Source organism: Gemmatimonadota bacterium (assembly GCA_026706845.1).
Classification (GTDB): Bacteria; Latescibacterota; UBA2968; order UBA2968; family UBA2968; genus VXRD01.
This window is the reverse complement of the sequence record JAPOXY010000190.1, coordinates 1-13,157: the sequence shown is the minus strand read 5'-3', so window position 1 is coordinate 13,157 and position 13,157 is coordinate 1. Positions and strand designations below refer to the sequence as shown.

Genomic DNA, 13,157 nt, shown 5'->3' with positions numbered 1-13,157 from the left:
AATGGGAATCTCTATGGACAGGTGCCCGCCCCCGCGCGTGGGATCGAGAAGCGCACCCCCGCCTATCTTGACATCCAACTGTGCATCTGCCCGACCCAAAAACGCGACCATTGTGAAAAAAAACACCGCAACCATTGACTTCATACAAACCCCCTGATAATAAGGAACACGCACGCCAACCGACCGCATGCCAACCGACCTCATACTAATCTGCCATGGACAGGCCAGAGAACGCGACGGCGAAAACCACTACGGCTGGTGGGCCGACCTGCCCCTCTCGCCTCGGGGCAAACAACAAGCCATGCTCATTGGCGAACGCCTCAGAAAAGACTTTGACATTCGCGGCCTCTACACCAGCCCCCAAAAATGCGCCCATCAAACAACCGAATGGATAGGCGATATACTCCATATCGTGCCCGAAGTAGAAAATGACCTGCGCGAACTCGAAAGCGGCGACCTCGCCACACTCACCCGCGAAGAAGTCCGAAAATATTATCCCGGCTTTTTTGGAGGACAATCCCTCGAAGAGGCGCGCGTTCCAGGCAGCGAAACCTATGCCGACCTGCACACCCGCGTTGCCAACACCGTGAGCCAACTCGTCAATGAAGCACCCGACCAGCAAATTGCGTGCATCACACACGTCCGCCCCATTGTCGCCTGCCTGCAAGCGATCATGGGATACACGCCCGAAGACGAGCACAAACCCCAATTCGCGTGCCACACCGCCTCCATTCATCACCTTCAACTCGACCCCGGAGGCGAACCCACCTTCATGGCACTCAACGATATTGCCCATCTCGCAGACCTGCCCAAATAATTCACAGATCATCCACCAAGAGGACCGCGCGTCTCCATAGCCATAGAAATCCGCTCGCTGCGCGTACCATCGCCATTGCAGTGATAGAACCGCACCGCACCGCGAAACTTATCTGCGTGCTGAACAAAATCGATCTCTGCTTCTGCGACTTGCCCGGGCACAAAAGGCTTGCGAAAATAAATCACAATCTCGTGAAACCGCAAGCGCCCGACATCGCCTCCCATCTTGTGATATTGAAGCGACAGGAGATCGAGCACCCGGTCCATGTATTTAACCGTGTTAATGTGCTGATACTGATCCGACTGATCCATGTGAAAAACAACCGGCTGCGTGTCATAGGTCAGCATATCACCACTGCCCTCGCAGCGATAGGATTCGATATCCCGACTGAGCAAATCATCTTCACCCAGTTCGTACTCCTTCAGAAATTTAAGCCCCTCCGGCACATCGAAAGGCATGCGTTCATCAGGCGGTGCAAGCGGCCGCGTAAGTGCCAGCCAGAACTCCGACCGACCAACCAGATTATCCGCCTTAAAAAGTTCGCATGTCAGAACGAGATGCCCGCGTTTGAGACTTCCGTCATCATTGCGCGTTGTAACCAGACGGATCTGAGATTCCTGTCGCAGTGTTGTCTGAAGAGAACAGGGATGTCCGAAAGTTTCAAATTTTAAAATATGATTGATCGGCGCGACACCATCGCCGCCATTGACATTGGATCTCCAGTAGGGTCGCAGCATGTGAAGACCCGACCTCAACGTGAGACTCAAACTGGATGCGACCAACTCGGCATTCATATTGAGCATGCGCCAATCAACGTCATATTCAGTTGTACCCGTCAGAACATCCATCTCACCCCTTACCCCGGATACGTAAGCCCCAGCATCTCCCGGGCATCATCTGGCGTGGCAATCTCGCCCTGAAGTTTCTCCACGATACTCGCCGCGAGATCGACCATCTGTGCATTGCTCTTGAGCAAAACACCTCTCCGAAGATAAATATTATCTTCAAAACCCACCCGTATATGCCCACCCATGAGAAAAGCCATGGTAATCATCGGCAACTGTCCTTTTCCCACGCCCAGAGCGGACCAGATCACATCGGGCGGCAAAAGACTCTTCATAAAAACCAGATTCTCGGGTGTGGCTTCAATACCCCATCCGGGACCCATACACAATTGGATAAACGGGGGATCTTCGAACAACCCCTCCTCAATCATATACCGCGCCTGGCGGATATGACCGGCATCAAAAACCTCGATCTCCGGCTTGACGCGATGCTCGCGCATGCGCTTTGCCGCGGCAACACCCCATTCCGGTGGATTCATAAACACCCGAGTGCCAAAATTCAACGAGCCGATATCCAGAGAGCAAATCTCGGGTTTTAGCGTAACTGGCTCAAGCCGTTCTTCAATAATATTTTCCCCTTTAATATTGCCTCCACTCGTCGTCAGATTAATCGCAATATCGCAAGCTTGCCGAATCCGATCCACCACCTCCTTAAAAAGCTCAATCCGCGAACACACAATACCCGTCTCGGGATCGCGCACATGGATATGCGTAATAGCCGCACCCGCCTTATGGCACTCGATAGCCGCTTCTGCAATCTCCTTTGGCGTATAAGGCACAGCCGGATTCATATCCTTCGTAGGACCCGACCCCACAACCGCCACTGAAATAATTGTCTTATCCATTTTTGTTCCTCTTGTCCTCTAAAATTAAAACGGCACCAACCAATCCTCTTCAATCCCCAGATCAAAACCCGGACCCGTCGGCGCAAACTCCAGATAGCTATTGCGCGGTACGCGCGCTCCGGGTTGTGCCACCTCTTCAAGCGGCACCCCCGGATCAGAACCGATAAAATACTCACACCAGGGGGTATTGGGCATTGCCCAGCTCAAATGCTGACCGTACGCATCGCGTCCCCCGCCGTGCAGACAAACCTCCAGACCCGCAGCAGCAGCCATATTACAAATTTTGACACAAGCAGTCAAACCGCCCACCCACTGAATATCGGGCTGGAGAATATCGAGACACCGATTTTCGATCATCAACTGGTAGGGATACGGCGTGTAAAAATGCTCGCCACTGGCAAGCGTCAACCACGGCAGGCGTTTCTTGAGTTCAATATGCCCGCCAACATCTTCGGGAATCAGGCACTCTTCCATCCAGCGCAGATTATAAGGGCGCAGGCGATTGGCCAAACGCGCGGTATATTCCACATCCAAAGCCATATAACAATCGAGCATGAGATCGCAATCATCGCCGATCAACTCGCGGATCTCGGCTATTCGCCTCTCGTTCTCCCCCAACCCCCACAACCCATCAACCGGACCGTATTGACAGGGCAACTTAAACGCCCGAAACCCCAACTCTTTGTACCAATCCACATCATCACCCGTCGCATACACAAACAAACGATCGCGCACCGGACCGCCCAGAAGCTCATAAACCGGCTTGCCCTGCAATTTCCCCGCCAGATCCCAAAGCGCCAGATCCACAGCACTAATCGCCAACGAGGCAATCCCCACAGTCCCAAAAGATTTGGACACGCGAAACATCATATCCCACAGCTTTTCAATAGCCAGACAACTCTCCCCTTCCAGTATATGCGCAAAAGCATCTTCCACCACCATAGCAACCGGACGTCCCGCCGACGTGCCGAGGCCCCAGGTCCCGTCTTCGGCAGTCACCTTAACCGAAAACCTGGGCCACTGTCTGGCACCGTAAAGCTGACGCCGCGCCTTAAACCGCGGGAACTTAGACATCGGATTTGCCACCTCTATCTGCGAGGGCCACGCCTTTCTATACCCCTTTGTCCTCGGGGCTGCACCTGTTGAAGCAGCGAGCGTCGTACCAGAACCCGTTGAGACCTGGCTTGCATCTGGCCGTTCAACGCGAACGACTTCGACGGATTTGATTTTCATGTGTTTTCCTTTTCTCGTATTGGGAATATCCTCAAAAATAAACAATGTAGCAACAACGCGATATTGTCAACCGCAATTCGGTTGTTGGAGATATTTATTTCAGGGGTGTGCAAGTCAAAAAAAAGCGTACGTGTCAATATTTAACACGTACGCTTTTGTCTCAATATGCCGAACTACAGATTCCTGGCACTGGAAATATCCTGCGCCCAATCTGCGCTTAAAATTACACTGCTATACCAACTTGTAGCGCAGCATCATAGCCCCCCGTCGCGGCATTGGCAATCACATTTGTCAGTTGGTATTGGAATGCATTGGCTGGCGAACGAAAAAGGCCATCGTCGGTATTTTTCGTGGGATTCTGTCCCCGAGGAGAATATTCCGTTGTATTGAACACAGCCGTATTGATTTCTTCGGGAAAAGCCAATTGCGATGTTGCCACCAATCCATTATTTAAAAAAACTTGAAAATGAATATGCGTTGCTCTGCCCGGATACCATCCCGGATAAACCGTTGTAAATGTGGCATCTCCATTCTCGTCACTCAACTGAATACCCCGGCAAAAAGTCTGTCCACTCGCATTTACATCGCCAGGTTGATTGGAAAATCCGGAATAAACCCCACGCGTATCGCAATGCCATACATCGACGCGCGCATTGACAATTGGCGTACACCCAGCATTTGCATTCACCACTTTCAAAGTCAAATTAAGCGGCACGCCCGATATATCTTCCGCAATATCCCGTCGAAAATATTCGGGATTATTGCTCAAATTTAATGGAAAAGGCCCTGCTGTTTCTCGCGGTATTAAAATGCAACTTCCTTCATCCAGGAGAGGATCGTCACCCTGGGTGACCAGGTCCTTGCTGCAAGCCTTCATAATCAGGCCTCCAACGCCCATCAGACCAACACCTCCTACGCGCTTCAAAACATCCCTTCGATTCATTCTTCTTCTCCAAAACAAACGCGATTACACAGCCCTAAAATTCATCATTTGAGACACGCGGACAGCCCACTTCGTTCCCATGAAAATTGTAATAAATTGTTACAGTGCCATTTCCTCCTTTTTCATTTAGCGAGCGAATGGGTTTTCTGTAGAGGGATCAACCTGCAAAAAAATACACCGCCCTCCCGATATTGGGAGAGCGGTATAGAATGAACTGGTACGATGGTCCGACGCTTGTGTTATTCGCATTTCAAAACATCTCTTCTACGACCAAAGACATCACGCCTAATCCTTTGGATCAAATTTATGCCACATCTCTTTTCGGACTTCCGAAACAATAGGATCATTCGTCGTCATAATGCTCTTGTAATTTCTTTTTTAATTCGTTACGCAATGCATAAGACTTGCTCTGGTAGAATGCCAATTGCTCTTTTACCGTTCTATCCTTGAGTTGCTCATAGTGCGCGTCTCGAATCCGGCGCACAATTTTAACCGCATCAAACGTCTTTTTCGTCTCCATAATTGGTCACCTCACGCGGAGAGTATATCTGTAATGGTTTATAGCCACGCTCAATGTTCACAGCGGTGAACAGACGTATCTTGTCGAAGTGTACGATATGCCTGAAGTTCCAGCTAACCAACACATCGACTTCTGCAACCGAAGCTAAAGCGATATGCAGGGCATCATCGAAGAATCTGTCTGTCAGAATCTGTCTTTCCAGGTAGATTTCAGCAAGTTGCACGGCTTCTTCTGTAGCGTTGAGAAATTCAGGCTCCAGAGTCAAAAGTTCTGAATAAATATCTCGAATAGGCTCAGGGGCATCCCGAACCTCTGCGTCAACGACTTCGGATACGACCGGCCGGAAGTTACCCAAACGGAAATCTTTCATCAAGCCGTTTGACCAGGTGGCAAACTCATCATCATGGCAGCCGCCAATGACAGAAGTATCAACATATACACGCTGTAATCTCATGTAGCCTCATTGTATAGCATCAGCGAGTTTCTACCAAAATCGTATTGCGCTTTCTCCCACTATATCCATACTATCCGATAAAAAATGTAGCAACAACGCGATATTGTCAATCGCATTTCAAAACATATCAAGGCAGGTTGAACTTGCTGCATACGTCATTTTGACGTATGATTTGGGAATTGAGGAGATCAATAAACATGATTACTAAAGCACAATATGGGACTTCTGAACTGGCGAGAGACTTTGGATGTCTCAACATTTGGAAATGCCTTGGCCAGCTATCGAACAGGAGAAGAAAAGAGCCAGCGAGCGTTTGCTGATTTTTTGGGAATCTCCCCTCAAAGCCTTTGTGATATAGAAAAGGAAAGAAGAGTCCCAAGCCCCAGCAGAGCAGCCAAAATAGCCAGACAACTCGGCGAGCCAGAAAAATTCTGGGTTCAGCTTGCACTACAGGACATGCTTCGAAAAGAAAATTTGAACCTCGTCGTTTCTATTGATTGATGCGTAAGTCGGGAAAAGGATTTCCCTCCTACCTGACTGGATTGCTGATATTAGTGACAACCAAAACCAACTGGATCGCGGCTAAAACCATGCCGCGATGACACACGGGACGGCACGGGGACCGTCCCCTACAACATTATGCCACGATGACGGCTTTGTTGATTGACACCCCTACCACCCTGACCCCACATCTGCCGCAGTTAAGGGACCGCCGTCCTCCGTTCCCGTCGGAAACTCAACGCAACCAATCGTCTTCCGCTCGCCCCGGGAATGTCCCAAAACATCTGTCGTAATCTCTGGATAATGCCCCTCTGCATTGCCAATCAGACCACTGGACTCTGCCGGCGCAACAACCCCATTGGGCAGATACGCCACATCGACCCGCCCAGTTTTTATCCCATCCCGAGCGGGCATACCCAAATCCCCATCCGTCACATTCCCCTCCCATCGCCAATTCACTGGCTCATCGTCCTGCACCAGCCGCACAGTCCCATCGGATCTCACAAAAGCATTATTTGCAATCACACAATCCACAGGCGCCGTACCATTGGGATACCTGCTGTGATTTAGCCCCACAACCATCGCCGGACTACACCCCACAAACGTATTAAACGCAATCAGCGCGCGCGCTACCCGCACATAGAGATCATCCGACGCCCCATCCATCATACCCACCCCAAACGCATTGAGCGAGTGGAACAAATTATTCACAACAACCTGATCCGTCCCCTGCAAGCGCACACCTCCAGCCCGGCGTTCGCCCTCGCCAAAAAAGAAATTCTCAGACACCACATTGCCATCTCCATGCCGAAGCACCAACGCCCCCCGGCAATCGCGAAACGTATTCCTGCGGAGAATATTGCCATTGGACTTCACAGAAATAATCTCCGCCTCCCCACTACAACGCACAAAAAGATTGTACTCAATCACCGTCTCACAATCGCCCGGCTCCGGATCGTACGGATTCCCCTCCGTAATAAGCTGAAGCGTCTCGTATCCATTGCTCTCCTTACCATCCGGAACATCCACAAAATAATTGTGATGAACAAGGTGCCTCTCGCCCTGATTCCGAACGTAAATCTGCATCAACTGGCAGCCGCGCGTCTCCTCGAGATTATTGGTCTTATTCTCAAACCGGCAGCGATCAATCTCAACCTCCCGGCTCTCCGCCCTCACCCGTATCCACTTGCCAACCTGAACATCCGTCATCACACAGCGACTTATGCGACAACCCCGCCCCCTGACTTCCACACTCCCCTTCTCCACAAAGTGCAGCCCCACAAAACTGATATAATCTCCCACCACCAGCAGCGGTGCCTTTACAACCGCCCGCCCCATATTCTCAGCCCGAATAACAATCGGCTGATCTGCAGCCCCCCTCGCCTCGAGCCTGCACCTCTCACCATCATACATGCCATCGGCCAGCGTAATCACATCGCCCGGCTGCGCCTCAGCCACCCGCGTTTCAAGCTCAGATAGAGTCATCTTATTTTGCCTTTAACACGCGATTAAAAAAAGCTTCACGAGCCGGTTCAGTAAACGCGATATTGCGCTGAAAAGCACCGTGTCCACTCTCGTCGCCCAGGAGAATATAACTGACATTCTTGGCACCGGCTTCTCGCAGCGCGCTGACCAACTTATCCGAATGATAGACACCAACCGTGCGATCAGATATTGCGTGAACGAGCAAAATAGGCGGTGCATCGGCCGAGGCATAAGTCACAGGAGAGGCTTTGGCGCGAACCGCTTCGGATTCCAGTCTAAGCTCGTTTTTGCGAGGAGGACGTGCTCGCTGCTGATTGCGTTGGCGATCACTCATAGCAGACAGAAAGTCGGTCGGTGTAGCACTCGCCACAACAGCCTGAACCATACTGGAATACTCCTGGTATGGCCCATCCCCCTCAAGACCGGCTGAAGGCGGACACACACCGAGCATAACAGCCAGATGCGCGCCAGCGGAATTTCCACTCGCGCCAATCCGTTCGGGATCAATATTGTACTCCTCGGCATGGGCGCGCAACCAGCGCACCGCATTCTTCACATCCTCAACACACGCGGTAATAGGCGCTTCATCGAGCATCCGATAGTTCACCGTCACACAAACATAGCCCTTGGCTGCATAGCTGATAGTAGGACGAAGAAAACCTCCCCGACGTTTATCCCCACCTCTCCACCCACCGCCATGGATAAAAACAAGGGCTGGACGGGGCGTATCGCCGCGCTCTGTGGGCATAGCGAGATCGAGTTTCCACGCCTCGTTCCCTTCGCGATACGCAATATCCGGAATAAAAGTCACACCTTCGGGTACCTGTTTCATAATTTGCTCCACGGTAACTGTGCGTTGCTGACGTCGGTTTTGTTGTTGTGGCTGTTGTGGTTGCTGTGCATCAACAGATTGGAACAGCAAAACAACGAACAGAAAACTGACAAATTTGGACATAACAACCTCCTTATTATGGTTCACACTTCCTACTTCTCACTTTCCACTTCTTCGCGTATCTGTGCGAGAACCCGCTGCACCCTTGTAAAATTCGGCCGAAGAGCGAGCGCCTTCTCCAAATAGGGAACAGCCTCTCGCAACCTTCCGGCCTGTGCCAGCGCCGTACCCAGATCGGCATACGTATCGGGCCTATCCGGATGCAAGCGAATCGCATCCTTATAGTGCTGAATCGCCTCATCAAAACGTCCCAGCCTGTGAAGCGCCATAGCAATGCCATTTTGCGACAGCGCATTGTCCGGATAATAGCGAATCGCATCCTCGTAATAGCGAACCGCATCCTCGAGCCGTCCCGCGCGGTGAAACGCCACAGCGCGACCATTTAGCGCGCGTGCATCTGCGGGCTCGAGTTCCAAAACCCGCGCATAGTGTCTCTCGGCATCCTGCAAACGCCCCAGTTGCATCATCGCATCGGCAAACATGCGATGGGCATCCACATACTCGGGAAGCCGGCGAATCGCCTCGGCACAAAGCGTTGCAATACGTCTGTGTTCTCGCGCGGGAATCAAATCCGACGCCTCACGCACAAAAACGCGCGCGGCAATCTCCCTCAAATTCTTGTTCTGAACAGCCGCAATACGCGCATCAACCTCCCCCGGCATCAACGCATCAATAGAATCCCGGTATTGATACAGCATCTCCGCAAACGCAAGCTCATCGCTCTCCACATTCTGAACCGACTCGTAGTCCAGAATCGGTCGGTCATCCCAATACGTATCCGCCTCAACCGTCGCAGAAGCCAGCCCCTCCGCTCCCATCAAATAACCACCCCAAAAAACATGCGGCTGGTTAAGAGAATACGCCAACCCGCCCCAATGACTGTATTGAAGATCCGCATGCACCTCCTCATCCATCCCCAACAATTTCCCCTGAGCGATCTTGAACGCATCATCCACCGCACCAATAAGCAAAAGCTCAGACGTATTATACCACAAAACACTCTGCGGAAAAACAGTCAAAAAACTGCGCACAACACCGCGGAACTGGTCCTCCGTCAGAAAGCGCAGCGGCACAAACTGAACCAGAAACCCACCTGCCGTCAGGCGCTCTCGGGCGCGCGCATAGAAATCAACCGTATAAAAAAACGCCACACCCGGGCGGGACACCTCGCCAAGCTCAAGCGAAATAATATCATAAGACGCCGCAGTATGGCGTAGAAAATTGCGCCCATCTTCAGCGATAATCTCCACGCGCGGATCGCGCATCCAATCCGTCTCAAAATACGCCTCAACAAAAGGAAAAAGCGCAGGCTCGATATCCACACACGCCAGATAATCGATGGGATACATCAGAAACCGACTAACCGTCTGCCCTGTACCAGCCCCCACAACAACGACCCGTTTGGGATCCGGATGCAAAAGCATCGGCACATGCGCGGCCATAATCTGGTGGTTCTTCTTACTCCCGCCCTGCCACCAGCGATCGATCTCAAGCTCCAGATCATCCTCCCGCCGGACAACCGCCATATTCGCGCCATAACCCTCTCGGAACGCCACGAGATCCCGCCCCTCGCCGATAAAATCCGCAGGCACCTGCGTCTGGGAAAAATACGGAATCCCCAGATAAACCAGAACAGCGACCAGCGCAGCCGCATATTTGAACACGCGATATCTTCGATCCAGCAAAAACCATGCAGAAATACCAATGGCGAGATTCGCGCCCGTAATAAAAAACAAACTCTTCTCAAGACCAAAAAAGGGAATCCCCACAAAACCAATCAGAAGAGACCCGAGAATCCCCCCAAGCGTATTCACCGCAATCAAATTCCCAGCCATCCCAGACGTATATTCCGCATTGCGAATCACCAGCCGAATCGCAAGCGGAAAAGCCGCGCCACTCAACACAGCAGGGGGCAAAAGCACCGCAAAATAGATATATAAATCATTGCCCAATCCCCGCCACGCCTCTGGCGAAAGCATCAACAAAGCCAGCACGATGAGACCCGTCGCAACCTGAAACGCGCCAAAATAATACGCCCGCCTGTCCGTCCTATCGGAAAACAAGGAAGCCAGAATACTCCCCAGAACCAGCCCAACCAGCACAACGCCCAGCGTCAGCGTATAAGTATAAACCGTATTGGCAATAAGAAGCCCCAGATACCGCACCCACAGCACCTCGGCACCCAGAGCCACAAATCCAACAGCAAAAAATAAAACAAATACAACCCTGCTCCGAGGAAGTCCGCCACTCACACCGCGAGACTGTGCCGAAGCGGGAAACACATCCTCCCGGGCAATTGACAGCGCGCGAACCACAACACCACTCAAAATATTGCACACAACGCCAATATAGATCGCACCGCGCAGACCCAGATCCGGCAAAAAAACAAAACCCGCAGCCGCACAACCCAATGCAGCTCCCAGGGTATTGACACCGTAGAGAAGGCCAACAGCGCGCGCAATCGTGCCACTATTGCGCGAATACTGACGACAAAAAAGAGGAAGCGTACCGCCCATCAGAACAGTGGGCGGCAGAACGACGAGCGCAACCAGAAGGAGTCGCGTGGTAAACCGCAGGAAGGGAGCATCGCTCAATATTCTATACGCGATGCCATAGAGAAAATCTGCAAAATCAAACGCAAAAGGACTGATCAGAGCCAGAAAACCCAGACCAATCTCGATATACGCAAAAAGAATAAGCGGTCGGGAAGTTCGCTGACCAACGCGCCCAAAAAGACACGCACCAATAGCGAGACCCAGAAAAAAAACCGCCAGAACCGCGCTCACCGCAAAAGTCGTTGACCCAAACAAAAGCGCGGCCTGCCGTATCCAAGCAACCTCGTAAACCAGCCCGGCAAAACCCGACAAAAAAAAGCATATCAGCGCGGTGACATGCTGTGTTATTGGAAAGGATTTTCCGGGACGTTTACTCACATGTTATTCTTTCACTATCCGCTATTCTCACAGCGGGCAAATTGTCCAATATCTATTCCCTAAAGACCAGATCCTTTGCGTTCCATCAATCCACTTCAAGGTCTTCGGAATCCAGTTGATGCCAGAACACATCTCCCGCTTCAATACTGCTTTGAATCCTGTTATCCCTATCCAGGCCAGCCACTGCCGCATAAGCAGGCTTGCCCGTGAACTGCGTCAAAAATTTGGCATTGCGAATCGCCCTGTCCGTGTCCCGCTCATCCACAGTGAAGGAAATTTCGACAGCGATATAACAAACTTCCTCTGACCCATTCACCACTTCCATAATCAGGTCAGCCCTGACAAAACTGTGCAATTCGTTTTTGGGAATATCCCGGGCATTTTGCGACCGGGCCAAAGAGATGATTTCCCGTTGAGACATTGTTCGCACCAAATCGAATCCCATGCTATCGGCTATCAAAGCCGTGTCTCTGAGCGCGGCACCTCTCGCATGACCGCCTTTGAGCACACCAAGGCTATTGTCTATCCTTCTTAAGTGCTTATCGTGCTCGTCCAGACGGCCATCTATCCCGTCCAGACGGCCATCAGCCCTGTCCAGACGACCATCTATCCCATCCAAACGACCATCTATCCCATCCAGACGTTTTTCAACAGCTTCAAACCGTTTATCCGTAGTTTTGACAAACTCGGCAAACACCTGAGGCAATTCGAGGAGTTCGCGCGTGAGCAAGCGAGCACGCACAGCTTCCAGTATCCTGGGATTTTCGTCCAGAGCTTGAAACAAGTCATCTATGGTATTGATGGGAAACATGATAGTTCTTCCCAGGGTAGTAAAAAATAGAAAGCTGAACGCACCAAAACTACCCATTTACCACTATTTTGGCAACCCCCAGAAATATAAATCATCTAATTGACGAATAAAATCGAAAAATTGATTCTTTCATCTCATGCCTCCGTTTGACCTGACCTAAAAAGCAGTCACTTATTCTTCAACCTCTAACGATTCCATCTCCCACGGAGTATCTCCACAGCAGGCTTAGACGCACCAAATCGCACATTAACCCCTCTGCTCTGAAGGTCTGGAATATGCGTATTGATTGACGTGGCACTCAACGGATTCCTAACCACATCAACCACATCTCCACTGCCCAATCCCGCATTTGCAACCAGTGGCGCGAGGTCCGAAATTCGGTTGTTGCCAAGAAACAACTCTATTAGACTGGTTAAGCCAGATAGAGCAGACACATCCGTGATGTTGTTGCTCCTAAGAAACAACTTTCTCAGACTGGTTAAGCCGGATAATGCAGACACATCCGTGATGTTGTTGTACCTGAGATCCAGTGCTATCAGACTGGTTAAGCCGGATAATGCAGACACATCCGTGATGTTGTTGTCCCAGAGATCCAGTTCCATCAGGCTGGTCAAGCCGGATAATGCAGACACATCCGTGATGTTGTTGTACCTGAGATACACCTCTTGTAGATTAGTCAAGCCGGATAATGCAGACACATCCGTGATGTTGTTGTCACCAAGATTTAGCGTTTTTAAACTGGTCGCAAACTCAAGCCCAGTCAAGTTCCCAATATTAGCATCCCATGCAGAAAGACGAGTTAAGGTTGCCATCTCATT

At 51.1% G+C, this 13,157-nt stretch carries 13 protein-coding genes; 2 read left to right on the top strand and 11 right to left on the bottom strand.

Translation table 11 applies throughout. The features are described 5' to 3' along the window. Window positions 1-187: 187 nt before the first annotated feature. Entirely contained in the window at window positions 188-817 is a 630-nt protein-coding gene (locus tag OXG87_17600) for a histidine phosphatase family protein (protein MCY3871368.1), read from the top strand. Between the two features lie 8 nt (window positions 818-825). Here OXG87_17600 and OXG87_17595 read toward each other — a convergent pair whose 3' ends face one another. The 6 genes from OXG87_17595 to OXG87_17570 form a co-directional block, all read right to left on the bottom strand. Then, window positions 826-1,665 carry a hypothetical protein gene (locus OXG87_17595; protein MCY3871367.1) on the bottom strand — a complete coding sequence of 280 codons (840 nt, stop codon included), beginning with the start codon at window positions 1,663-1,665 and terminating at the stop codon, window positions 826-828. Window positions 1,666-1,673: 8 nt separating this feature from the next. Next, window positions 1,674-2,507 (bottom strand): 3-keto-5-aminohexanoate cleavage protein, encoded by an 834-nt coding sequence (locus OXG87_17590; protein MCY3871366.1) that lies wholly within the window; start codon window positions 2,505-2,507, stop codon window positions 1,674-1,676. Between the two features lie 24 nt (window positions 2,508-2,531). Next, a complete protein-coding gene (locus tag OXG87_17585) occupies window positions 2,532-3,740 on the bottom strand; it encodes an L-rhamnonate dehydratase (protein ID MCY3871365.1) in 1,209 nt (402 codons plus the stop codon). Window positions 3,741-3,963: 223 nt separating this feature from the next. Next, complete coding sequence (locus OXG87_17580; protein MCY3871364.1) at window positions 3,964-4,683, bottom strand: intradiol ring-cleavage dioxygenase; 720 nt, start codon at window positions 4,681-4,683, stop codon at window positions 3,964-3,966. 343 nt (window positions 4,684-5,026) lie between these two features. Beyond that, window positions 5,027-5,203: a hypothetical protein gene (locus OXG87_17575; GenBank protein ID MCY3871363.1), complete on the bottom strand. Its 177-nt coding sequence runs from the start codon at window positions 5,201-5,203 to the stop codon at window positions 5,027-5,029. Next, complete coding sequence (locus tag OXG87_17570) at window positions 5,181-5,657, bottom strand: type II toxin-antitoxin system VapC family toxin (GenBank protein ID MCY3871362.1); 477 nt, start codon at window positions 5,655-5,657, stop codon at window positions 5,181-5,183. Before OXG87_17570 ends, OXG87_17575 begins: the two co-directional genes overlap by 23 nt. A gap of 216 nt (window positions 5,658-5,873) precedes the next feature. Between OXG87_17570 and OXG87_17565 the strand changes: the two genes are divergently transcribed. Then, the gene (locus OXG87_17565) at window positions 5,874-6,158 is read left to right on the top strand and encodes a helix-turn-helix transcriptional regulator (GenBank protein MCY3871361.1); all 285 of its coding nucleotides are present in this window, start codon (window positions 5,874-5,876) and stop codon (window positions 6,156-6,158) included. A gap of 171 nt (window positions 6,159-6,329) precedes the next feature. Here the strand turns inward: OXG87_17565 and OXG87_17560 are convergent, their stop codons facing one another. From OXG87_17560 to OXG87_17540, 5 genes are all read right to left on the bottom strand, one after another. Further along, a complete protein-coding gene (locus tag OXG87_17560; GenBank protein MCY3871360.1) occupies window positions 6,330-7,643 on the bottom strand; it encodes a polysaccharide lyase 6 family protein in 1,314 nt (437 codons plus the stop codon). A gap of 1 nt (window position 7,644) precedes the next feature. Continuing rightward, window positions 7,645-8,598 (bottom strand): alpha/beta hydrolase, encoded by a 954-nt coding sequence (locus tag OXG87_17555; GenBank protein ID MCY3871359.1) that lies wholly within the window; start codon window positions 8,596-8,598, stop codon window positions 7,645-7,647. 29 nt (window positions 8,599-8,627) lie between these two features. Beyond that, the gene (locus OXG87_17550) at window positions 8,628-11,528 is read right to left on the bottom strand and encodes a fused MFS/spermidine synthase (GenBank protein ID MCY3871358.1); all 2,901 of its coding nucleotides are present in this window, start codon (window positions 11,526-11,528) and stop codon (window positions 8,628-8,630) included. Between the two features lie 85 nt (window positions 11,529-11,613). Continuing rightward, complete coding sequence (locus tag OXG87_17545) at window positions 11,614-12,339, bottom strand: hypothetical protein (GenBank protein ID MCY3871357.1); 726 nt, start codon at window positions 12,337-12,339, stop codon at window positions 11,614-11,616. A gap of 185 nt (window positions 12,340-12,524) precedes the next feature. After that, window positions 12,525-13,157: leucine-rich repeat domain-containing protein (locus OXG87_17540; GenBank protein MCY3871356.1), on the bottom strand; the 633-nt coding region annotated here is incomplete at its 5' end.

Excerpts from the sequence above, each read along its gene's own strand:
- OXG87_17545 (MCY3871357.1), bottom strand. The coding sequence starts at position 12,339 with ATGTTTCCCATCAATACCATAGATGACTTGTTTCAAGCTCTGGACGAA.
- OXG87_17575 (MCY3871363.1), bottom strand. The coding sequence starts at position 5,203 with ATGGAGACGAAAAAGACGTTTGATGCGGTTAAAATTGTGCGCCGGATT.
- OXG87_17560 (MCY3871360.1), bottom strand. The coding sequence starts at position 7,643 with ATGACTCTATCTGAGCTTGAAACGCGGGTGGCTGAGGCGCAGCCGGGC.
- OXG87_17595 (MCY3871367.1), bottom strand. The coding sequence starts at position 1,665 with ATGGATGTTCTGACGGGTACAACTGAATATGACGTTGATTGGCGCATG.
- OXG87_17570 (MCY3871362.1), bottom strand. The coding sequence starts at position 5,657 with ATGAGATTACAGCGTGTATATGTTGATACTTCTGTCATTGGCGGCTGC.
- OXG87_17565 (MCY3871361.1), top strand. The coding sequence starts at position 5,874 with ATGGGACTTCTGAACTGGCGAGAGACTTTGGATGTCTCAACATTTGGA.
- OXG87_17600 (MCY3871368.1), top strand. The coding sequence starts at position 188 with ATGCCAACCGACCTCATACTAATCTGCCATGGACAGGCCAGAGAACGC.
- OXG87_17555 (MCY3871359.1), bottom strand. The coding sequence starts at position 8,598 with ATGTCCAAATTTGTCAGTTTTCTGTTCGTTGTTTTGCTGTTCCAATCT.
- OXG87_17585 (MCY3871365.1), bottom strand. The coding sequence starts at position 3,740 with ATGAAAATCAAATCCGTCGAAGTCGTTCGCGTTGAACGGCCAGATGCA.
- OXG87_17590 (MCY3871366.1), bottom strand. The coding sequence starts at position 2,507 with ATGGATAAGACAATTATTTCAGTGGCGGTTGTGGGGTCGGGTCCTACG.
- OXG87_17580 (MCY3871364.1), bottom strand. The coding sequence starts at position 4,683 with ATGAATCGAAGGGATGTTTTGAAGCGCGTAGGAGGTGTTGGTCTGATG.